This is a genomic window from Variovorax sp. UC74_104 (genome assembly GCF_044055375.1).
In the GTDB taxonomy this organism is placed as follows: domain Bacteria; phylum Pseudomonadota; class Gammaproteobacteria; order Burkholderiales; family Burkholderiaceae_C; genus Variovorax.
The window spans coordinates 519,001-539,281 of the sequence record NZ_CP171979.1 but is presented as its reverse complement, the minus strand read 5'-3'; the positions used below and the strand labels follow the sequence as shown (position 1 = coordinate 539,281).

General features: G+C 64.5%; 17 protein-coding genes. 4 read left to right on the top strand and 13 right to left on the bottom strand.

Going from position 1 to position 20,281, the window contains the following annotated elements; all coding sequences use genetic code 11:
- The first annotated feature begins 191 nt into the window (after window positions 1-191).
- From ACHMXA_RS33205 to ACHMXA_RS33195, 3 genes are read left to right on the top strand one after another with little or no spacing between them, the layout of a single operon-like run.
- Window positions 192-1,547 (top strand): flavin monoamine oxidase family protein, encoded by a 1,356-nt coding sequence (locus ACHMXA_RS33205; protein WP_395321618.1) that lies wholly within the window; start codon window positions 192-194, stop codon window positions 1,545-1,547.
- Between the two features lie 59 nt (window positions 1,548-1,606).
- Window positions 1,607-1,984, top strand: a complete 378-nt coding sequence (locus ACHMXA_RS33200) for a nuclear transport factor 2 family protein (RefSeq protein ID WP_395321616.1) — start codon at window positions 1,607-1,609, stop codon at window positions 1,982-1,984.
- A 41-nt stretch (window positions 1,985-2,025) separates the two neighbouring features.
- Window positions 2,026-3,477, top strand: coding sequence for an APC family permease (locus ACHMXA_RS33195; protein WP_395321614.1), 1,452 nt, complete (start codon window positions 2,026-2,028; stop codon window positions 3,475-3,477).
- A gap of 124 nt (window positions 3,478-3,601) precedes the next feature.
- On the opposite strand, the gene ACHMXA_RS33190 is transcribed toward ACHMXA_RS33195, so the two are convergent.
- The 8 genes from ACHMXA_RS33190 to ACHMXA_RS33155 are packed head-to-tail and all read right to left on the bottom strand — an operon-like array spanning window position 3,602 to window position 13,583.
- Complete coding sequence (locus tag ACHMXA_RS33190) at window positions 3,602-4,891, bottom strand: porin (protein ID WP_395321613.1); 1,290 nt, start codon at window positions 4,889-4,891, stop codon at window positions 3,602-3,604.
- Between the two features lie 45 nt (window positions 4,892-4,936).
- A complete protein-coding gene (locus ACHMXA_RS33185) occupies window positions 4,937-5,893 on the bottom strand; it encodes a Bug family tripartite tricarboxylate transporter substrate binding protein (RefSeq protein WP_395321611.1) in 957 nt (318 codons plus the stop codon).
- Window positions 5,894-5,924: 31 nt separating this feature from the next.
- Complete coding sequence (locus tag ACHMXA_RS33180) at window positions 5,925-7,337, bottom strand: MFS transporter (RefSeq protein ID WP_395321609.1); 1,413 nt, start codon at window positions 7,335-7,337, stop codon at window positions 5,925-5,927.
- A 42-nt stretch (window positions 7,338-7,379) separates the two neighbouring features.
- On the bottom strand, window positions 7,380-8,450 hold the full coding sequence (locus tag ACHMXA_RS33175; RefSeq protein ID WP_395321607.1) for a CobW family GTP-binding protein: 1,071 nt from the start codon (window positions 8,448-8,450) through the stop codon (window positions 7,380-7,382).
- A gap of 2 nt (window positions 8,451-8,452) precedes the next feature.
- Entirely contained in the window at window positions 8,453-8,821 is a 369-nt protein-coding gene (locus ACHMXA_RS33170; RefSeq protein ID WP_395321605.1) for a hypothetical protein, read from the bottom strand.
- A gap of 8 nt (window positions 8,822-8,829) precedes the next feature.
- On the bottom strand, window positions 8,830-10,617 hold the full coding sequence (locus tag ACHMXA_RS33165; protein ID WP_395321603.1) for a hydantoinase B/oxoprolinase family protein: 1,788 nt from the start codon (window positions 10,615-10,617) through the stop codon (window positions 8,830-8,832).
- Window positions 10,614-12,716 carry a hydantoinase/oxoprolinase family protein gene (locus ACHMXA_RS33160; RefSeq protein ID WP_395321602.1) on the bottom strand — a complete coding sequence of 701 codons (2,103 nt, stop codon included), beginning with the start codon at window positions 12,714-12,716 and terminating at the stop codon, window positions 10,614-10,616. The genes ACHMXA_RS33165 and ACHMXA_RS33160 overlap by 4 nt, the downstream gene beginning before the upstream one ends.
- A 15-nt stretch (window positions 12,717-12,731) precedes the next feature.
- Window positions 12,732-13,583, bottom strand: a complete 852-nt coding sequence (locus ACHMXA_RS33155) for a fumarylacetoacetate hydrolase family protein (RefSeq protein WP_176666469.1) — start codon at window positions 13,581-13,583, stop codon at window positions 12,732-12,734.
- A 154-nt stretch (window positions 13,584-13,737) separates the two neighbouring features.
- Here ACHMXA_RS33155 and ACHMXA_RS33150 point away from each other — a divergent pair, with 154 nt between their 5' ends.
- Entirely contained in the window at window positions 13,738-14,667 is a 930-nt protein-coding gene (locus ACHMXA_RS33150) for a LysR family transcriptional regulator (RefSeq protein WP_395321600.1), read from the top strand.
- 135 nt (window positions 14,668-14,802) lie between these two features.
- On the opposite strand, the gene ACHMXA_RS33145 is transcribed toward ACHMXA_RS33150, so the two are convergent.
- The 5 genes from ACHMXA_RS33145 to ACHMXA_RS33125 all read right to left on the bottom strand — a co-directional run bounded on the left by ACHMXA_RS33145 (window position 14,803) and on the right by ACHMXA_RS33125 (window position 20,279).
- On the bottom strand, window positions 14,803-15,759 hold the full coding sequence (locus ACHMXA_RS33145; RefSeq protein WP_395321598.1) for an IS110 family transposase: 957 nt from the start codon (window positions 15,757-15,759) through the stop codon (window positions 14,803-14,805).
- A gap of 228 nt (window positions 15,760-15,987) precedes the next feature.
- Window positions 15,988-17,679, bottom strand: a complete 1,692-nt coding sequence (locus ACHMXA_RS33140; protein WP_395321596.1) for a cyclic peptide export ABC transporter — start codon at window positions 17,677-17,679, stop codon at window positions 15,988-15,990.
- 144 nt (window positions 17,680-17,823) lie between these two features.
- The gene (locus ACHMXA_RS33135) at window positions 17,824-18,060 is read right to left on the bottom strand and encodes a hypothetical protein (RefSeq protein ID WP_395321594.1); all 237 of its coding nucleotides are present in this window, start codon (window positions 18,058-18,060) and stop codon (window positions 17,824-17,826) included.
- Window positions 18,061-18,393: 333 nt separating this feature from the next.
- The gene (locus ACHMXA_RS33130) at window positions 18,394-19,587 is read right to left on the bottom strand and encodes an ATP-binding protein (RefSeq protein WP_395321592.1); all 1,194 of its coding nucleotides are present in this window, start codon (window positions 19,585-19,587) and stop codon (window positions 18,394-18,396) included.
- Window positions 19,584-20,279, bottom strand: coding sequence for a response regulator (locus ACHMXA_RS33125; RefSeq protein WP_395321590.1), 696 nt, complete (start codon window positions 20,277-20,279; stop codon window positions 19,584-19,586). The genes ACHMXA_RS33130 and ACHMXA_RS33125 overlap by 4 nt, the downstream gene beginning before the upstream one ends.
- Window positions 20,280-20,281 lie beyond the last annotated feature (2 nt).

The following is a 20,281-nucleotide window of genomic DNA, read 5'->3' as shown; positions in this document are numbered from 1 at the left end:
GAGTCCGTTAGCCCGAATCGGCAAGTCCGCTGCCATGGCGGCGGGCCGGAACGCACACTGCAGCGCTTGCCGATTTCGGCTACTTGCACCCGAAGGGATTCGCAATCATTGCGCCCATTCCCGACACAACACCATCCATTCATCCCGTGAAAAAAACTTCAGACGGATTCAACATCAAGCCAGGACTCCCGTTGAGCCGCGGCTTGACCTCGCCTGCGGCGCTTCCCGCAAAAGGCCTGCCGCACGACGACTACGACGTGGTCGTGATCGGCGCCGGGTTTGCCGGCCTGACGGCGGCCAGGGAGCTGGGCCTAAGGGGCTTGCGCGTGGCCATCGTCGAGGCGCGCGATCGAATCGGCGGCCGGACCTTCACCGCGGAGCAGGACGGGCAGAAATTCGAAGTCGGCGGCACCTGGGTTCACTGGGGCCAGCCGTACGTCTGGAATGAACTGCATCGATACGGGCTGGACACCACCGAGTCCGTCAGCGGCACGGCCGACTCGATCAGCCTGCTGACTGCCGAGGGTTTGGTGACGGACTCCGCGGAAGCGATGGGCAATGACCTCGACGCGGCGCTGAGCGCGTACTGCAACGTGGATGGAGCGAACGGCCGGATCGCATTCGCGAACCCTCATGTCGATTCCTCCAACCTGCTGTCGGACTTCGATGGCCAGAGCCTGACAGACCGATTCAGAGATACGCCCGTGTCGGGCCGGCAACGCGACCTGCTGCTCTCGTTCATCTCCATGAACGCCGCGACCGATCCGTCAAAAGGCGGCCTGTATGACCAGCTGCGCTGGTGGGCGCTGGGCGACTACTCGGCGGACTCGCTGCTCAAGCGCCTGGGACGCTACAAGATCGCGAAAGGCACGTCCGCGCTGGCGCTTGCGCTGCTGAAGGATTCGAATGCCGATCTGGCGCTCGGAGAGCCGATCACCCGCGTTGAAACGGTGGAAGGCAAGGTCCGGATCCAGGCGAAGAGCTTTTCCGTCGGATGCAAGGCGGTGGTCGTCGCGGTTCCGATGAACGTGTTGAGCGACATCGACTTCTTGCCAAAGCTGCCAGAAGCACGCTCGGCTGCACATCGCGAACGACATGTCTGCGCGGGCACGAAATTCATTGCCCGTGTCGATCGCAATGTCGGCGCGTGGGTCGGCTTTGCGCCGTATCCCAATCCGCTGACCATGGTGGTCGCCGATCGCGAGGTCGACGGCAAGTCCGTCCTGGTCGGCTTCGGGCCGGACGATGCGGTCGACCTTCGGGACATCCGCGTGGTCGAAGCAGAACTGCGCAAGTTCCTACCGGGAATCAATGTGCAGGAGGTCGTTGCGCACGATTGGACGCACGACCCGTATGCCAAGGGAGGCTGGACCTGGTTCTCGCCAAACCAGACCTCCAGGGTTTTGGCAACGCTCCAGACCCAGGCGCCGCCACTCTTCTTCGCCAGCACCGATTGGGCCACCGGCTGGAGGGGGTTCATCGATGGCGCGATCGAAGACGGGATTCGAGGTGCCAGGGATGCACTCGAATTCTTGCGATCGCAGTAGCAATAAGAGTCCCAAGAGCCCCCGATCCGACACACCATTTTTCAAAGGAAGACAAAGCAATGACACTGGAACAGGCCATCGAAAGACTTCAGACCTTGTGCCGCCAAGGCGACGCTCGCTTGCTGCAGCAGGAGATGTTCGCGCCGGACGCGAGCGTCAGCGGCGAGGGGGCTCCCGGCATCACCGTGGGTGCCGACTTGCTGCCAGCGCTCACGGAAATGCTCAAGATGACGCCCAAGCTCTCGATTCGCTCCGTGCGGACGATGGAGCTCTCGGAAGGCGCGGCTGTCACCTGGCTGGAGTGGACTTCTCCACCGGCAGACGGGCCGGCCGACGAGTTGATCACGCTACGATCGCTCACGGCCTGGCGCAGGCAAGGGGCATCCTGGGTCATCGCGGCCGACATGTATGGCATGGGCGATTTCGGTACCTCCTAGGCCGATGGGCAGGTCCACGATTTATGCGCAAGGAGCATGCGATGTCTGAACCAGCGAGTCCGCCAGCGGAACACACGGGCCTCAAGCGGGATGCGATCGGTTGGTTCGGCATCTTCCTGATGGTGATCACGACGAATGGCCCGCTGACCTCCATGGGAGGCGGTGTGCCCGTGAGCATCACGCTGGGCAATGGCATCGGTCTGCCCGGCTCCTACGCGATCGTCTGTGCTGCGTATCTGCTTTTTGCCGTCGGCTTCTGCGCCATGAGTCCCCATGTGGAGAACGGCGGCGCCTTCTACGCCTACATCACCAAGGGCCTGGGCACCATTCCGGGTATCGGGGGCGCATGCATTGCGGTGTTGTCGTACATCGCGATCCTGCTGGCCTGCTATGCGATGCTGGGCCACTTCGTCCATATTGCGATGGCTTCACTGGGCCTTGACGCGCCATGGTGGGCCTGGGCCATGGGCTGCGCCGTGGGTGCGCACCTGCTTTGCGTACGCGGCATCGAGTTCAGCGGGCGACTGCTCCTGATCCTGATGCTGTCGGAGGTCGGCGCCATCTTGTTGGCGGACCTTCTCGAAGTCTTCAACCTGCGGCTCGCCGGTCACTCGCTGTCCCTCGCGCCGTTCTCGCCGCAGGCCGTGTTCACCCCCGGGTTCGGGCCTTCGCTGATCTTCGTCGTCGCATCGTTCATGGGCTTCGAAACCGCGGCGATCTACTCGCAGGAGGCCAGGGACCCTCGACGCTCGGTGCCTCGAGCGATGTACCTGTCGATCGCATTCATCGGCGTTCTGTATGCGGGGTCCATCCTGCTGATGCTGAATCATTTCGGACTCTCGCAGGCGGTGGCCGTGGCAACAAACGATCCCGGCGGCATGTGGCTATCGATGTTCTCGACCTTGGCCGGACCCACCGCGGCCAGGATCGGCGCGGTGCTGGTCATCACCAGCCTCTTTGCCGCTGTACTGAGTTTCACGAATGTGCTGGCGAGATACTGGCACGCGCTCGCCGTCTGCGGCCTTGTCTGGAGCCGCCTGTCCCGCACGCACCACAGGCACAGATCCCCGCACGTGGCGTCCGCGGCAACGCTGTGCATATCGGTGATGCTGGTTCTGCTGTGTGCGATGGCGGGCCTGGATCCGATGCTTCAGGCCCTGCCCTGGGCGAGCGTTCCGTCGGCGATCGGCGTGTTGACCTGCCAGGTGCTCGCCGCGCTGGCCGTCATCGCGTTCTTCCGGAAGCATCCGATGAAGGTCTCGCGCTGGCGATCGCTGCTTGCACCGGTGATCAGCGCGGCCGTGCTGACGTTCTTCCTGTGGCAGATGATCACCCACGTCCAGCTCCTGTCGGGGCTGCCGCCCGGACCGAGCTACGCGTTGGCTTTCAGCGTGCTGGCAGCCGGATTGCTGGCGGCGATCTATGCGCTCCATCTGCGCTTCCGATCCCCGCAGCGGTTTGCGCAGCTGTCATCGCTGGTCCGGCTGCAGTGATGCCATGTCGAGCGGGTCCGAAAGGAACTCGCATGTCGGAGTGAGGAACATGCGAATCGTGACCTCAAGATCGATCGATGACCGACCGGTGCGACTGTAGAACGCAGCCAGATGTCGGCGCACCTCAGAACACGTGCCGGATCCCGAAGTCGTATCCCGTAGACCGGCTCGGTGCGTAGCCCGAACCACCCGCCGCACCGGTCGACAGATAGGGCGCAGTTCCGGTGGCCGCGCCGATGATCGCGGCATTGTTCTGCGCATCCTTTGCCCGGATCCAGGCAACCGTTGCATACAGTGCCGTCCGCTTGGAGAGGTTATGTTCGTATCCGATCGCGAACTTGCTGACGGAAGCGTCGCGACGCGGCATGAATGGCGTCGCCAGCGGCCCCAGGTCATTGTCGAACTTGACCCGGGAATAAGCTGCTTTGATCAACCCTGGGCCCACCGGAACCGTGACCCCGACGAGACCACCGTTGTACTTGTCGACGTCGCGGACGACGAGCAGGGTCCCCAAACCAGATGGCGCCGTCGTGGTCGACTGATCCTTGACCCGCGACAGTTCACCGAAGAGTTTGACAACCCCGAAGTTGTAGGAGGCTCCGAGATTGAAGGTCTTGATCTTTTCGTTCGCTCCCACGCCGGTGGGGAGTCCGAGCGCATTCACGGCAGTGGCATCCGCCGCGGTGCTTTGCCCATAGGCCGCGGCGACATCGAGCGGTCCGGAGGCATAGCCGAAACGCCCGCCGGCAAACTGCCCTTTTCGTGTCGGGCTTCCAGGCAAGCCGCTCTGCGCAACGTTCTCGTGCAGCGCATATTGCAGCTGGCCGTAGAAGCCACCGAGGTTGGGCGGCAGGAAGTAGCCGACGCTGTTGCTGGTGCGCAGGTAGTTGTCGGAAGCCGCAACAGCGGAACCCGGTCCCCTGGCGATGGCCAGATTCGTTCCTACCGTGGATATCACGTTTGCCCCGACGCCGATCGTGCTGAATGGACTGAACACCGAATCGTTCCAGAAGGTCGGCGTGAAATCGCGCCCAAGCCGGACTTCACCGAAGCCGCCGGAAAGACTGATTGTCGAGCGACGCGAGAAGCTGGTCAGTCCGCCCGCGCCCGAATCGTTGGCGAGTGGAGATTCAAGCCAGAAGCTGGCGGCCAGGCCACCGCCCAGGTCTTCGGTTCCGCGGAATCCCAGCCGGCTATTCGAGTTGGCGCTATTGGACAGGACCGTTTGAGTTCGGGTGACCGCATTGCCATTTGCGGGGAGGGGCACGATGCGGCCGGAGTCGTTGTAGAACTCGCTTCGAGCGGTGTAGCGGCTGATGGCAGCGTCCACAACGCCAAAAAGCGTCACGGACGATTGAGCGGAAGCGGCGGCGGCAGAGGACAGCAGCGCTGTCGCCACGAAGGCGGTTTTCATAGATGTCTCCAGTTTTTTGGTGGGCGGGGAAAAGCAAGGGGGACCTCACTCGGGCTTGAAGCCCGCGCTTTTCAGGAGGTCGGCGCTCTGGGTTACGTACCCTGTGATGTAGCGAGCGAATTGATCTGCATCCTGGTTCACGGGGTCGATGCCCAGGCCCGCGAATGCGCCGGATCTGGTGAGCTCGTTGACCGAGGCGTTGATCGCCTTGTTGAGAAGTTGCACGCGCTCCGGTGCCGTGCCTTTCGGCGCCCAGATGCCGTACCAGGACGCATAGGTCAAGCCGGGCAACCCGCCTTCTTGCGCCGTCGGTACGTCCGGCGCGAGCGGACTGCGTTTCGGCGAGGTAATCGCAACGGGCTTGACGCGGCCGGCTTTCGCCAGCGGCAGCACCGAGATCATCGAGTCCAGCATCAGCTGCACGTGGCCACCCGCGACATCGACCAGCGCGGGCTGCGTGCCCTTGTAGGGAACGAAGCTGAATGTGACGTTGCCCTGCTTGGCCAGCAGAAGCGTGGCCAGGTGGCTAGGCGCGCCAGCCGCCGGGATCGCGGCCGTCCAGGTCGTCTGCTTCGCGGCGGCAAGCAGTTCCGGCAACTTCTGCACTTCGAGTTGCGGCGCGATCACCAGCATCAACGGCGCCTCGGCGACGCGTGCCACGGGGGCGAAATCGACGACCGGGTCGTAAGGTGCGTTGCTCAGCACCTGTTTGGCGACGACATGGGTGGCCGCCGAGAACAGCAGCGTGTAGCCATCGTTGGCCGCTGTCTGCACTGCCTTGCCGCCAAGCACACCGTTCGCGCCGGCGCGGTTCTCCACGATCACCGAGACACCGAGCTGGGTTTGCAACCTGTTGGCGACCAGCCGAGCCGTAGAGTCGACCCCACCGCCTGCGGCAAAGGGAACGATGATCCGGATCATCCGATCCGGGAACTTGGCAGTCTGTGCGCCCGCGGGTGCCGCAAAGATTGCAGCGAGGGCAATCAGGCTTGGGATTCTCATCACGTCTCCAGTTCGTTTTGGCTTGGGTTGGTCACGGCGAGATCTCCTCGAGCGCACGGTTGGCCGTTTCGACCATGCGCTGCGCCGCGAAGAATCCGACCACGTTGGCCAGCGCGAACATCAGGAAGACCGTCGCGATGCCATGGGAAGTCAGGACGATCCCGACAATGGCGGGAGCGGTGGCCGATGCCACGCGCAACCACGATGTCGCCAATCCCGTTCCGATCGCGCGCATCCGGGTCGGGTAGATCTCCGGCGTATAGAGATAGAGCAGCACGGTGGTCGTGCCCATCACCGCGTAGGCCGTGGACGCCAGCACCACTACCGACCAGGGGCTGCCGGCCCCGATCGCGGCGAGGAGGCCCAGCAACAGGCCACTGACCAGGAAGCTGGAGGTCGCCCACCGGCGCCGGCCGACGCGATCGACCATCAAGGCGCATACCAGCACGGCGCAGGTACTGAGAACATTCGTCAGAGACGCCATGCGCAGCGACTCCTGCAGCGGCAGGTGATAGACCGTGCGGTAGAGCGTGGGCAACCAGTTGTTGATGCCGTTGGCCACAAAGTAGGAGGACGCCCACAGCACCCAGACGACCAGCGTGCGCGGTCGGTACAGCGGTGAGAACAGTTCCTTCCACGACCCCTTTCGGGTGTTGGCCAACCCGGTCGCGAGGGCGGCAATGCGCGCCGCCACCTGGTCCTCCTCTCGCGTGATGTCCAGGCTCCGCCTCGGGGTGCTCGCCTCGAGGCCGGCGATCACACGCTCGGCGTCGGCAAACCTTCCCTTCGAGGTGAGCCAGCGGGGAGATTCCGGCAGGCGCGCCATGAAGACCAGGATGAGCAGCCCCGGGATGCCGCCGGCGAGAAACATGTATTCCCAGCCGAGGCGAGGCACAACGAATGTGCCGACCTGGGCCGCCGCGAGCAGCCCCAGGGGAAAGATCAGTTCATAGAGGATGAAGAAGCGGCCGCGTCCCTTCGCTTGGGAGAGTTCGTTGATGTAGGCAGCCGCGATCGGCACCTCGCCGCCGACGCCGATGCCCTGCAGGAAGCGCAGTGCAAACAGCACGTCGAAGCTGCCGGCCGTCGCGCATGCGATGCTCATTACCGACATGAGGGCCACGGTCGCCGTGACGCTCGGCACCCGGCCGTAGCGTTCCGCGAGCCATCCGAACAGGAGAGCACCGATGACCTGACCCGCGTAGCCGGAGGCGATCAGCATGCCCACCTGCAGCGGTGACAGATGCCAGAGCCCGATCAGGACCGGCAGCACGAACGCCAGTGCGAGCGCATCGAACGCGTCGAAGAAAGTGGCGCTGCCCATGATGATGCGGGCCTTGGTGTGCCAGCGGCTGAACGGCACGTTCTCGATGCGAAACAGCAGACCGGCAGCCTGTTGAATGGCGCTCCTGCTCTGTCCCGTCTGGGGCGAATCGACTGTCATCTTGTCTCCGGAATCTTTCTGTTTGAGTGTTGGAGCGGCGGATCAGGGCGGCGCGCCTGCCGGCCTGGGTCCGTCTCGCCGGATATGCCGGCGCACCATCACGTCCAACGTCTCGTCCAGAGACTCCGCATCAACGCCACGGGTAATGAAGACGATCCGTGTACGCCGGTCCGGGCTGGGCCAGGCCGCAAGAAATTCCGGCGGCGCAAAGAGGTGCTGCACGCCGTGGATGACCATGGGGCGATCGGGCTCTTCGGCAAGCTGCACCAGCCCCTTGACGCGCAGCAGGTCCTCGCCGCGCATCGCGATGACCATGTCCAGCCAGGCGGAGAACGCAGCGCGCGGCAACGCGACATCGCGAACCACCATGAACGACGAGATGCCATCCCTGTGCTGTGTGGCAGGCTGCGCGGCCTGCGCTGCCGGCCTGTAAAAAGGCGTCTCGTCCACATCCACATCGCTGCCCGAGGCCGTGCGTACGAGATGAGCGAGCAAGCGCAGCTGTTCCTCGCGGTCGGTACGCCAAGGCGCCGCGGCGTTGATGCCACGCACGCGCTCGAGCAGGGCCGTTGGAGGTGCTGCGGCTTCCAGCAAATCGGTCTTCGTGAGGAACAGGTCGTCCGCGACTGCGATCTGCCGAACCGATTCCGGGTGACGGTCCAGTGTCCCCATGGCCAGCACCGCATCGACGGTGCACGCCAGCCGACCCAGTGCGAATCGGGCGCGGATTCCGGCGTCGCCCGTCAGCGTGCGGATGATCGGACCGGGGTCGGCCAAGCCGCTGGTTTCGATCAGCACATGGCGCAATGGGCGATCCGTTCGCGCGGCGAGCCGGCCCAGCGCGTCGACAAGATCGCCCCGTACGGCACAACACAGGCAGCCGTTGGCGAGCAGCACGGTGTCATCATGGGCTTGTGCGATCAGGTCGTGGTCGATCCCCACTTCACCGAATTCGTTGACGATGACGGCGACCCCATGGAGCTCGGGCTCGCGCAGCAGCGCGTTCAGCAGCGTGGTCTTGCCGCTGCCAAGGAAACCCGTGAGCACGGTCACCGGCACCCGGGCGGCAAGCGCTTCAGGCTCTGCCAGCAAGGAAGAGAAATGTCCGCCCATGGTCAGTCCCGCGCCCTGGGTCCGTGCAGCTCTGCGAAGGAGCGCAAGGTCTTCTCCAGCTTGGGCAGCAGCCATTCGGCCACTGCCGCCGAGAGCCGGTCGTTGCGAGCGTCTTCCAGAATCTGGCGCAACGGTTGCGGTGGCATCCCTGCCTTCTGCAGGTCGCCGAAGAAATCGACCACCTCCGCAATGCCTGATCGCAGGCCGTTGTCTTCGAGGTAGCCGACGATGTCGAGTTCGAAGTCATCGAGCCGCAGGCTGATGCCGCCTGTGCCGCAAGCACAGGCACCGCCCAACGCCACATGGAGCATCGACAGTTCGCTCCACAGTGCCAACAGGCGGTCGGCGCGCCGCGAGACCTCGTCGGCCATGACTGCGATCACTGACCGTCCCAGGCGACCGCAGGCGACGGGATGCTCGCGGCTTTCCCGGGAGCGCGGCGCAGACCTTGCGTGGCGTTCCTGTCCACCTCGCCGCGCGAATCCAGCGCAACACGGTAGACCTCGCGGGCGACTTCCGCGCTCACATAGCCTTCGCGCACGTCCTCGGCCACCAGGTCGACGTCACGCTCCAACGGATCACCGAAACCGCCGCCGCCGCCCGACAGCATCTTGTAGGCGTCTCCGCGCTCCAGCCGCACATTGAATATCTTGGCGTTCAGGTGGTCGGTCTTCCACTCGCCCTTGTGGCGCACCGCCAGGCCGTTGCCCATGGCATCGCCACCGCCCTCCAAACCCCAGGGCTTGCAATGCACCCGGTCGATGCGCGTGGTGACGGTGAACGGCGACAGCGCCTGTACCACCATCTCGGCACCCAGCCCGCCACGGTACTTGCCGGCGCCGGCGCTGTCCCTGCGGATCTCGTACTTCTCCACCAGCACCGGGTATTTGGCTTCCAGCTGCTCGGTCGGGCTGTTGTGCGTGTCGCCGTCGTTGATGCAGACGGTGACCGAGACGCCGTCCTCGGTGCTCTTGGCACCCCAGCCGCCGCCCAGCGGGCCAATGCCCACGATGAAAAGCCTCCCATCTTCCGGCGAGATGCCGTGGATATTGGGGAACACCAGGTCGGCATGGTGGCCGGCAATGGAGCGGTCGGGAATGGCAGGTGCGAGCGCCTTGAAGATGGTGTCGATCACCGTCATCGGGAACGTCATCCAAACCCGCATCGGGTATGGCCGCTCGGCACTGATCACCGTGCCCATCGGCATGATGACCTTGAGCGACCGGAAGCTGCCGTCGTTGACCGGGTAGTCGGTGGGCGTGGTCAGGCACTTGTAGGCCACCTGCGCACAAGCGATGCCTGTCGTGAAGCCGGAGTTGTAGAAGCCGCGCACCTGCTTGCTGACGTCCGACAGGTCTACGGTCATCTCGTCGCCCGCGACCGTCACCTTGACGCGGATCGGAATGCGCTTGCCGATCTCCAGGCCGTCGTCATCCATGAAGGACTCGGCTTCATAGACTCCGTCTGGAATCGACAGCGTGTTCTTGCGCGCCACCGCTTCGGATGAATCCATGATCTGGCGGATCGAACCATTCACCGCCTCGGCGCCGTAGCGCTGCAGCAGTTCGACGTAGCGGCGCTCGCCGGTGGTGATGGCCGTGATCTGGGCACGCAGGTCACCCAGGGCCCGCTCGGCCAGCCGCACATTCATCGCGATGATGTCGATCAGGTCCTGGTTGACCACGCCCTCGCGCTGATACTTCAGGATGGGGATCTGGATCCCTTCGCTGAAGATATCGGTGGTCACGTTGCCCAGCGTGCCGCCCACGTCCAGCCAGTGGGCCATGCAGCAGGTGAAGCCCTCCAGCTTGCCCTCGTGGAATATCGGCATCGTGAACGTGAAGTGGTTCAGATGGCTGCCCGTGGTGTACGCGTCGTTCGTGACGAGGATGTCGCCCGGCAGGATGTTCTCGTAGCCGAAGTGCTTGATCTTCGCCTTGACCGTCTGGGACATGCCGCGGATGAACATCGGCAGGCCCAGGCCGATCGAGACGGTGTCGCCCTCCTTGGTGAACAGGCCGACCGTGAAGTCCAGCGCCTCGTAGATGATGAGGTTGTAGGCGGTACGCGTGAGGTTGGTCTTCATCTCCTCCGTGACCGCGTACAGGCCGTTGCGGATGATCTCGACGGTGACCGGGTCGATCGGCTTGTCGTGCGGGTTGCTCATGTCCTGTCGCTTCCAATGGAAATTTGAAGGTTGCCCAGTTCGTCGACGCGCAGTTCATCGCCCGGCTGCACCACGGTGGTGGAGGCGTGCTCCTCGATCAGCGCAGGCCCTGCCACGACGTTGCCCGAGAGCAGCAGGTCGCGCTTGTAGACCGGCGTGTCCGCCCAGCCTCCCGAGCGGAAATACACCCGCTTGACGACGCGCAGGGCTGCCTTTTCGGGCTGCTCGGAGCCCGCCTCGACACTGTGCTTTGGCGGCTTCTTCATGGTGCCCAGCACCGTGACGCGCAGGCTCACCAGGTCTGCAGGTTCCTTCGGCGCAGAGGTGCCGTAGCGAACCTTGTGAAGTTCGTCGAACTGACGCTTGATCGCAGAACGGTCCTTGCTCTCGAAGAAGGCCATCGGGAGGTCGACGGTCACTGCGTGTTCCTGGCCGACATACCGCATGTCGGCGGCCCGCTCGATGACGATCCCGTCGGCTTTGACACCGGACTGCGCCAGCGCGGCGCGGCCCTCGTCTTCCATCCCCTGGTAGAGCGATTCGATCTCTTCGAATGACACGTCGTTGAGCTTGCGAAACACCGAGCGCACGTAGTCGTAGCGCAAATCGGAAAACAGCATGCCGTAGGCCGAGAAGTAGCCGGGAGCGAAGGGGATGAGCACCTTGCGAATGCCGATCTCGCGCGCAATGGTCGAAGCGTGCAGGGGCCCCGCACCGCCGTAGACCACCATGGTGAAGCTGCCGGCATCAAGGCCGCGCTCCGTGGTCACCGCCTTCACAGCGTGCGACATCTGCGTCACGGCAATGCGAAGGATGCCGTCGGCCGCCTCGGTCGGATCCAGCCCCAGCGGCCCGGCGACGCGCTCGCGCATCTGGCGTTCGCAGCCGGCCATGTCGAGCTTGAGTTCGCCGCCCAGGAAGTGGTCGGCGTCGAGCCGGCCCAGCAGCAGGTTGGCGTCCGTCACGGTGGGTTCGGTGCCGCCGCGGCCATAGGCCACAGGCCCCGGAATCGAGCCGGCGCTCTGGGGGCCGACACGCAGTGCACTGCCGGTTTCAACGCGCGCAATGCTGCCGCCGCCGGTGCCCACTTCGTGGATGTCCATCATCGGGATCTGGATCGGCAGCGCGCGTTCGTAGCCACCGATGAGTGCCGAGCCCGTCGTCAGGGGGCGTCCCTCGCTGATCACGCCGGCCTTGGCTGTCGTGCCACCCATGTCGAAGGCGATCGCATCCCCCATGCCGAGCTGGGCGCAGATGGCCTGCGCGCCGATGACGCCGGCCGCCGGGCCCGACTCCAGCATGCGCACGCAGTCTCGCCGGGCATGCTCGCTGGGAAAGAGCCCGCCGGTGGACTGCACGACGTAGAAGTCGCCCTCGAACCCGCCCTTGGCAAGATGCTTCTCCAGTTCGCCGAGGTAGGCCGACACGCGAGGGCCGACGTAGGCATTCGCCACGACGGTGGAGACGCGCTCGAACTCCCGGTACTCCTGCGAGAGTTCGTGCGAGGCACTGACGAACGCGCCAGGCAGTTCCTCCTGCAGGATCTGCTTGACGCGCTGCTCGTGCGCGGGGTTGCGATAGGAGTGCAGCAACAGCACGGCGACCGCCTCGATGCCCTGTCCGCGCAGTTCTCGCGCGAGTTCGCGCACGGCCGCCTCGTCGAGCGGCTTGTGCGTGCTTCCATCGGCGCGCAGCCTTTCCGCAACCTCGAAGCGCGAGGAGCGCTTGACCAGCGGCGTGTGCTTGTTGAAGAAGAGGTTGTACGCGTCGGGGCGATTGACGCGGCCGATCTCGTAGATGTCGCGAAACCCTTCCGTAATCAGCAGCGCCGTCTTGGCACCGTTGCGCTCGAGCAGCGTGTTGATCGCGATGGTCGAGCCGTGCAGAAAAAGATTGCCGTTGTGCACGTCGATGTCGGCGCTGTCCAGCGTGTGCTGGATACCGTCCACGAGTTGCCCGTGCGTGGACAGCGCCTTGCCGAACAGGAGCTTGCCGGAGACTTCATCGAAAGCCGCCATGTCGGTGAACGTGCCGCCGATGTCGACCGCGATGCGCAGCTTGGCGCTGGCGGGAGGCACCGCCTGGGATTTGTTTGCCATGGTGATTTCGTGCGGTCAGGCCGCGGTACCGATGCGATTTTTGAGAATGCCGAGGCCGGTGATTTCGACCTCGACCGCATCGCCGTCCTTCATGTACACAGGCGGCGTGCGGCGGTCGCCCACGCCACCGGGCGTGCCGGTGGCAATCACGTCACCAGGGGACAGGGGGGTGAAGCGGGAGATGTATTCGATCAGCACCGGGATGGTGAAGAGCAGGTCGGCAAGCGAAGCCTTCTGCATGACTTCGCCGTTGAGGCGCGTCTCGAGGGTCAAGGCGTTGACGTCCGGGACTTCGTCGGCGGTCACGAGCCAGGGGCCCAGCGGACCGGTTCCGGGAAAGTTCTTGCCCGGCGTCCACTGGTGCGTGTGGCGCTGCCAGTCGCGCACGGTGATGTCGTTGAAGCACGCGTAGCCGGCAACATGGTCGAAGGCTTGTTCCTGAGAGATCGCACGCCCTCCCTTGCCGATGACGACGGCGAGCTCGCCCTCCCAATCGAAGCGCTCCGAGAAAGACGGGCGATGCACGACGTCCCCATTCGCGGCCAGTGAATCCGCGAAGCGCACGAACAGGGCGGGGTATGCGCTGTCGTCGCGCTTCGTCTCGGCGACGTGGGTCTTGTAGTTCAGGCCGACGCAGATGAACTTCTGCGGGGTGGGCAGGACCGGCAGGGCCTGCGTCGCTGCGGCCTGAATTGAAATACCACTGCTGATTGCGGCCTGTTCGAGTTCGCGTTGTGCGTTGGCGCGCAGCACCGCTGCGAGGTCCGGATAGCGGCTCAGAAAGTCGGCCGGGGGCTGCAGATAGCGGTCTGCCTGTGCCACTCCGTAGGTAGCTCGTCCGTCGTGTTTGAAGCTGGCGAGTTTCAAGGTATCTCCTTGGAATAGATCTCTGCGGGTTTGGAATTTCGTATGCCCTTGTGGAGCGCTGGACCAAATGTAGAAATCGGCGAGCCATCCGCCTAGATAGAATTCAGGCGTTTCAGAGTTGCCAATTTAGGCATGGCTCTTAAGGGAAATCCCTATGAACGTCGCAAGCGTCAGGCTCTTCCTCGAAGTGGTCGAGGCCGGTAGCCTCAGCAAGGTGGCTGCACGCCGCCAGACGGTGCAATCGCATGTCAGTCGCCAGATCAGCGAGTTCGAAGCGGCACTGGGCGGCCCGCTCTTTCGCCGCACCGGCCGCGGTGTGACCCTGACCGAACTGGGCGCAAGGGCTGTGGTGCGACTGCGCTCATGGCTGCAGGAAACGGAACGCCTTACGGAGGAACTGCGCACGGAATCAGGCAAGCTGCTCGGTGAAGTCCGGATGGGCATCATTCCTTCAGGCGCACATCCACTGGTGACCCGGTTGTTCGAGCGGCTGCGCTCGGAGCACCCGGGTATCCGTCTCAACATCACCGAGTCGCAAGGCACTGAACTCGACACGCTGCTGGACAGCGGTGCTGTCGATATGGCGGTTCTCTTTCGCTTCAACCGCCCGAGCGGCCGAGAGGAGAAGCTGTTGAGCGTCGCGCATACGTACCTGGTCTCTGCCCCTGGTGACGAGATCACACGGGAGGCCACCGTTAATTTTTCTCGTCTGTCCGGACTGCAGTTGGTCCTTCCGCGCAGGCCCAGTCATTGGCGCGAAGCACTCGATGAGGCGGCACGCAGCCTCGGGTTCAAGCTCGTATCCGTCGCCGAGGCGGACTCATTGACGGTGCAGAAGGAACTGGTGGCCCGGACGCCGGGCCTGTACTCGGTGCTCGGTCCGTACTCGATGACTGCCGAGCTGCAGAGTGGCCGTCTGCAAGCCAGCAAGCTGGTGAAGCCCGACCTGGTCCGACATGTGACGTTGGCTTTTCCCAAGCAGGGCAAGCTCTCGCCGGCGAGCCGCGTTGTCGCGGAGTTGATTCAGCAGCTGGTTGAAGCTTGGAGCGGCCAACTTACCGAACCGGCAACTGAAGTCAAATAGGGAGTCAGCGGCCTGCCCAGGTTGTCTTTGGGATAAACATCGAGCAAGCTTCAACGACAAATGGTTGGGGTGTCTGCGGGGGCGGCATTCGCTTTGCCGCATCCCAGCAAAGGCTCTGAGCAACCGTCTTGGCAGTCAAGCGATATGCATAGTCGAGTCCCAAGTAGAGCCATGCTTTGCGATGGCATTGAGCATGGTCAGCAGCTTGCGCATGCAAGCGACCAGAGCGACTTTCTTGCGCTTGCCAACAGCCAGCAGGCGGTCGTAGCAGGCCTTGAGGGCCGGGTTGTACCGCACCGCTGTGAGGGTGGCCATGTATAGGGTTCGCCGCACATCGGCTCGCCCACCCCAGATGGAGCGTTGACCACGCATCTGGCCGGAGTCGTGGTTCAAGGGTGCCACGCCCACGAGTGCTGCGATGCGGCGCCGGTCGAGTTTGCTGAGTTCGGGCAGCTCGGCCAGCAGCACGGCCACGCTGGCCGCGCCGATACCCGGCACGCTGGCCAGCGCCTGCGCCAGTTGAGCGTGATGGCGCTGGACATGTGCAGCCACCTCGACTTCGCTGTCTCCCTGCTCCTTCTTGAGGAACTCGATCACGCGCTCGATGCTTGGGCGCGCGGCCGCATGCGCTAGGCGCAGGCGTTGTCGCTCTGAGGTCAGCATCTGCACCAACTGGCGCCGCCGCAGCACCAGGGCTTGGAGCTGCTGCAGTTCGGCATCCGCCATCGGCTTGACGAAACGCTCGCGCTCGGGATGCTGGTGCAGCACGCGGGCGAAGGCCGCAAGCATGCGCGCATCCAGGGCGTCGGTCTTTGCCAATGCGCCCATGGCGCGAGCAAAGTCACGCGCTGTGCGCGGATTGACCACGGCCACCGCCAAGCCTGCGGCCTGAAGCGCGCAGGCCGCCTCGAATTCATAGCCGCCAGTGGCCTCGAGCACTGTCAATGCGGGCGCCAAGGCCGATGCCTGGCTGACCAGTTGCTCGATGCCGCTGGTGTCGTTGGCGACCCGCCAGGTCTTGGCCTGGTCGCTGCTGGCGATCTCCAGCGTCTGACTGGAAACGTCGATGCCGATAAAAACAGAGTCGGACACGTCCTCTCACTCCCATCCTTGTCTATGCGAACTTCAAGTTCCTACAACCGTTCGGGCTGTAGAGAAGGACGGTCCGGCTCGGGCGCCCAGTGCTCAGAGGCGGGCTTCAAGCATCCCAGAGGCCGCTCGGGCTACCCGAGCCGGTCCGAGCCATAAAGATACAAGGCTCGGTCGGTTCGCGCAGCTGTCGTCGTTGGTCCGGCTACGGCGATGCAGCCGCAGCGTGTCCTATCGGACATCCGCCACGAACGCCCTGGATGACTTCGGCTTCCCAGGCGGGACGAACGCCTCGACGATCCGACCGGCGCTCATGCGAATCACGCGGTCCGCTACGTCGAAGTAGCGGTCGTCATGCGAGACCACGATCAGGGTCTTGCCCTCGTGCTTGAGTTCCGGCAGCAGCTCGCGATAGAAGACGCTGCGGAACTCCGGGTCCTGGTCCGCGGCCCATTCGTCGAACATGACCACCGGGCGGTCTTCCAGCCAGGCATGGACGAGCGCGAGGCGCTTGCGCTGGCCCGTCGAGACGTCCGTCGTGGAAAACATGCCGTCGACGAGCTGGACCTTGTCCGCGACGCCCAGCCGCTCCATCAGTTGGCCGGCGGCCCGGATGTGCTCGGCATCCTGCGCGACCAGTTCATCGAACAGGTGGTAGTCGGAGAAGATGGCGGAGCAGAGCCCGCGATAGGCTTCGCAGCTGCGGTCGTTCACGGGCACTCCGTCGAGCAGAAGCTGTCCTTCGCTCGGCTGGTAGAGGCCAAGGAGCAACTTGACGAGGGTCGTCTTCCCGCTGCCGTTGCCGCCGACGATGAACAGCGTCTCGCCGCGCCGGAGCCTGAGGTCGATCGGCCCCACCTCGAATGGCTTGGCGCCTTCCTGCCGCGCTTCGAAACGGTAGCGGGCCTGCCGCAGTTCGATGTGGCTCGCGAGAAATGCCGGCTGCGCGGGGCCGGCGGCGTGCGGTTCCTTGCGGAACTCCGCCGACAGGCGCGCGATCCGGCGAAAAGCCACCTGCGCCTGGCTCAGGAAGGGCAGCAGGGCGGCCAGTTCCTCGATCGGTCCCTTGACGAAGAGCAGCACGATGATGAAGCCGCTGACGACCTGGGCATCGATTCCCAGCGACGGACGTGCGGCCAGAATCCAGACGACGACCAGGAAGAAGATCGCCGAATTCGTACCTTCGGCGGCCCAGAACAGGCCGAGCGCCCGGGCCTTGAGCCGCGCGACGAGATCCGCGGCACCCGACAGGCGCATGCCATGCACCTGGGCACGGCGCATTCGGTTGAGCCGGAGCTCCTTGGCGCCTTCCACGACGCTGCGGTAGTGCTTCTGCAGTTCGTCCTCGCCGGCCCGGGCCTTCTCGAAGTTGCGACTCCAGGCCCTTGCCGCGGCGAAATTGATCCAGATGCCCACGACCAGCGCGAGCGCGCTGACGAGGAAAAGAACGGGCGAGAGCCTGAACAGGTAGATCGCGCAGCCCGCCGTGACCGCGAAGGCCGAAGCATGGCCGGCGAACTCCGACGTGAAGTCGCTGATTGTGTCGATATCCTCGTTGAGGATGGCCTGCAGCCGGTGGCTCTTCATGCGCTCGACGGTGGCGATCGGCGCGCCCATGATCCGCAGGGAGACGTCCTTGCGAAGGGCTGCGACCACCCGCTGACCCGTCACGCTGTTGAGGACGCCTGCCACCGTATGCCCCCCTACGGCGAACACGGCCAGGACCGCGAGCCCGGCGATGGCGGAAACGGAAATGGCCGCACTACCGTGCAGAGCCGAATTGATCTGCTCCAGCAACGCGGCCGTGGCCAGGCCACCTACGCTGCCGATGAGCGTCGCGACCGCGGCGACACCGGCGAAGGGTTTCAGAAGACGCCACATGTCGGTGGCAAAGGGGGAAAGGCCTGGGGGCAAGGCGTTCATCGGAGCAATGGAGTTCTGCCGCCGCGAATGCAACAGGCGTGATGGGCAGCGACGCGGGCGAGCGACAACCCCGCGGTTGGACAATGACTTCAGGGCAGGCGCGTTTCGCGCGGCGCCTCACGCCGCGGCGCTCATCAGCGAGCTTCAGTCGTCATCGCAGTCGTCGTCGTGCCTGTGGTAGTAGTAAGGGCCGTGGTCATGGTCGACGTGCAGGGCGACGGACGGCGGCTGATAGATGACCGGTGGCGCAACGACGACCCGCGGCGCGACCGGGTACACAGGCGCCGGGACCACGTAGGCCGGTGCGGCTTCATAGACCACGGCCGGCGGCCGGGGCGCCACGACCACAGTCGGGGAACTGATGCCAATGGACCAGGTCACGCCAGCGGTCGCGGACCCCGCTGCCAGCAGCAAGAGCGCAGCCATTGCGGATGAACACAGTCTTTTGCGTTGCGGGTTCTTCATGAAAGATCCTTGCATTGAAGTCCTTGAGGTGTGGCAGGAGGGGCGGACCTGCGTTTCCGGAAGCGGCAGCGGCGTGCGGTTCCCGAGGCCCTGGAAGTGATTCATGCCGCGATGTTGCCGATGCTTCATCGAAGATCGGTGGGTGCAGCATCAAGGATTGGTCAAGCAGCCTTCTTTTCGAGAGCCTTGCAGCGCTATGTCGTGCCCCAGCAGGCGAACCGCGCCTTCCTCCCTCAAGGGAAAGAACGCTTATCCGCCGATCGATCTGCGCAGGCCTTGATCACGCGGCAGGCAGATCCGGATCTCCAGCCCGCCTCCGGGGCGCGCAGCGGCCTTTGCCTCGCCGCCATGTGCCTTGCAGATCGCCTGCACGACGGAGAGCCCCAGGCCGGTTCCCCCCGCGTAGCGGGAGCGCGACCGTTCGCTGCGCCAGAAGCGCTCGAAGAAACGCGACACGTCGTCCACCGAAGCACTCTTGCCTCGATCCCGCACGATCAGTTCGAGTGTGGATGCATCTGCACGGCAGTCGATCTCCACCAGGCGGCCGTCGCTCGCATAGCGCACCGCGTTGTCGACCAGCGCCGAAAGGACCTGGCCCAGCCTGCCCCTGTCGGCGCGCACCGTCTCTTTCCTGCTCACATGGTTGGCCGCCGTCATGCCGCGTTCCTGAAGGGAAGGAAGAGCCCATGAGAGGCGCTCCTCGACGAAACCGTGCAGGTCGAACTCCGTCATTTCCAGCTGCAGGCGACCACCTTGGGCCAATGACAGCACCTGGAGATCGCCAATGATGCGGTTGATCTGCCCCAATTGATCGAGCACGGTCCGGATCTGCCTTTCATCGAGCGGGAACACCTCGTCGACGATGCCCTGCAGCCGCCCCATTGCCGCAGTCAGCGGCGTGCGAAGCTCGTGGGCGATCGCGGCGCTGGAGTCCTGCAGTTCGCGGTCGTAGGCCTCCAGGCGCTCGGCCATCGCGTTGAAGTGGTTGGCCAGGCGCTGGAGTTCGGCCGGTGCGGATTCGAGCACAGGCGCACGGGCGGAGAAACGCCCCATCGAGACCGATTCCGCCGCCGTTGCGACATCGGAGACGGGCTCGACGATGCGGCGAGCCAGGAGCAATCCGAACGCTGCCACGAAGGGGGTGATGGAAAGGCTCAGCAACATCTGGATGAGCAGGTCGTCCGAATCCGACGGCATTGCGAAGCGGTCGCCGTACTGGGTATAGAGCTCGACCAGGCGCTTCGAGACCTCCTCGCTCTTGGGCGCGTTCTCAAGTTGCCTGAGTTCTTCCGCGACGCCGGGCGGCAGCTGGGCCTCGTTCTTCGATTCCCAGTAGCTGTAGCGCACCCACATGCCCGCCTGCACGGCCGCCGTGGCGGCAATCGCCAGCGCGATCATCCGCCACGTGAGCCACGCCCACAGCGAACGGCGCGATGGCTTCATCTGGAATCGCCAAGGCGATAGCCGACGCCCCGCACGGCCGTCGGGGTGCCCTGGACGCCTTGTTCTTCCAGCTTTCGCCGCAGGTTGTGCACATGCGTGTCGACCACCCGCTCGAGCGCATCGCTCTCCGGCAGGCATGCTTCCAGCAATTCGAGGCGGCTGAAGGCCTTGCGCGGATTGCGCATCAAGGTCGCCAGGAGCTTGAACTCGGTGATGGTCAGGTCGAGAGGCTCTGACTTGTCCGCGACACGTGCCATCACGGCGTCGAGATCGAGCTCCAGCGGCCCCCACGCAAGGTGAGTCTGGCTGCCCTGTTGAGAACCGTTGCGCACGCGCTTGAGGATGACCTGCACGCGCGCGACCACCTCCTTGGGGTTGAAGGGCTTCACGACGTAGTCGTCCGCGCCGTAGCGAAGCGCACCCAGCTTCTCCACTTCTCCGTCGACGGCCGTGACCATGATGACGGGCACATCGCCGGCCCTGCGAATGGCGCCGAGGATCTCGTTCCCATTGACCTGCGGCAGCATGTAGTCGAGGAGCACCAGGTCCGGCTGCCATTGCCGGAACATCTGCATGGCCTCGCCGCCATCGCGGCAAATGGACGTGAGATAGCCATCGCGCTGCAGATAGGCTGCCAGCACCTCGGCGATCTGGGAATCGTCTTCAACAATCAGGATGCGTTCGTTGGCCATGG

Bases quoted from the DNA above. Each gene is read 5' to 3' on its own strand.
- ACHMXA_RS33200 (WP_395321616.1), top strand. From the start codon at position 1,607: ATGACACTGGAACAGGCCATCGAAAGACTTCAGACCTTGTGCCGCCAA.
- ACHMXA_RS33195 (WP_395321614.1), top strand. From the start codon at position 2,026: ATGTCTGAACCAGCGAGTCCGCCAGCGGAACACACGGGCCTCAAGCGG.
- ACHMXA_RS33190 (WP_395321613.1), bottom strand. From the start codon at position 4,891: ATGAAAACCGCCTTCGTGGCGACAGCGCTGCTGTCCTCTGCCGCCGCC.
- ACHMXA_RS33185 (WP_395321611.1), bottom strand. From the start codon at position 5,893: ATGAGAATCCCAAGCCTGATTGCCCTCGCTGCAATCTTTGCGGCACCC.
- ACHMXA_RS33180 (WP_395321609.1), bottom strand. From the start codon at position 7,337: ATGACAGTCGATTCGCCCCAGACGGGACAGAGCAGGAGCGCCATTCAA.
- ACHMXA_RS33175 (WP_395321607.1), bottom strand. From the start codon at position 8,450: ATGGGCGGACATTTCTCTTCCTTGCTGGCAGAGCCTGAAGCGCTTGCC.
- ACHMXA_RS33170 (WP_395321605.1), bottom strand. From the start codon at position 8,821: ATGGCCGACGAGGTCTCGCGGCGCGCCGACCGCCTGTTGGCACTGTGG.
- ACHMXA_RS33165 (WP_395321603.1), bottom strand. From the start codon at position 10,617: ATGAGCAACCCGCACGACAAGCCGATCGACCCGGTCACCGTCGAGATC.
- ACHMXA_RS33160 (WP_395321602.1), bottom strand. From the start codon at position 12,716: ATGGCAAACAAATCCCAGGCGGTGCCTCCCGCCAGCGCCAAGCTGCGC.
- ACHMXA_RS33150 (WP_395321600.1), top strand. From the start codon at position 13,738: ATGAACGTCGCAAGCGTCAGGCTCTTCCTCGAAGTGGTCGAGGCCGGT.
- ACHMXA_RS33140 (WP_395321596.1), bottom strand. From the start codon at position 17,679: ATGAACGCCTTGCCCCCAGGCCTTTCCCCCTTTGCCACCGACATGTGG.
- ACHMXA_RS33130 (WP_395321592.1), bottom strand. From the start codon at position 19,587: ATGAAGCCATCGCGCCGTTCGCTGTGGGCGTGGCTCACGTGGCGGATG.
- ACHMXA_RS33125 (WP_395321590.1), bottom strand. From the start codon at position 20,279: ATGGCCAACGAACGCATCCTGATTGTTGAAGACGATTCCCAGATCGCC.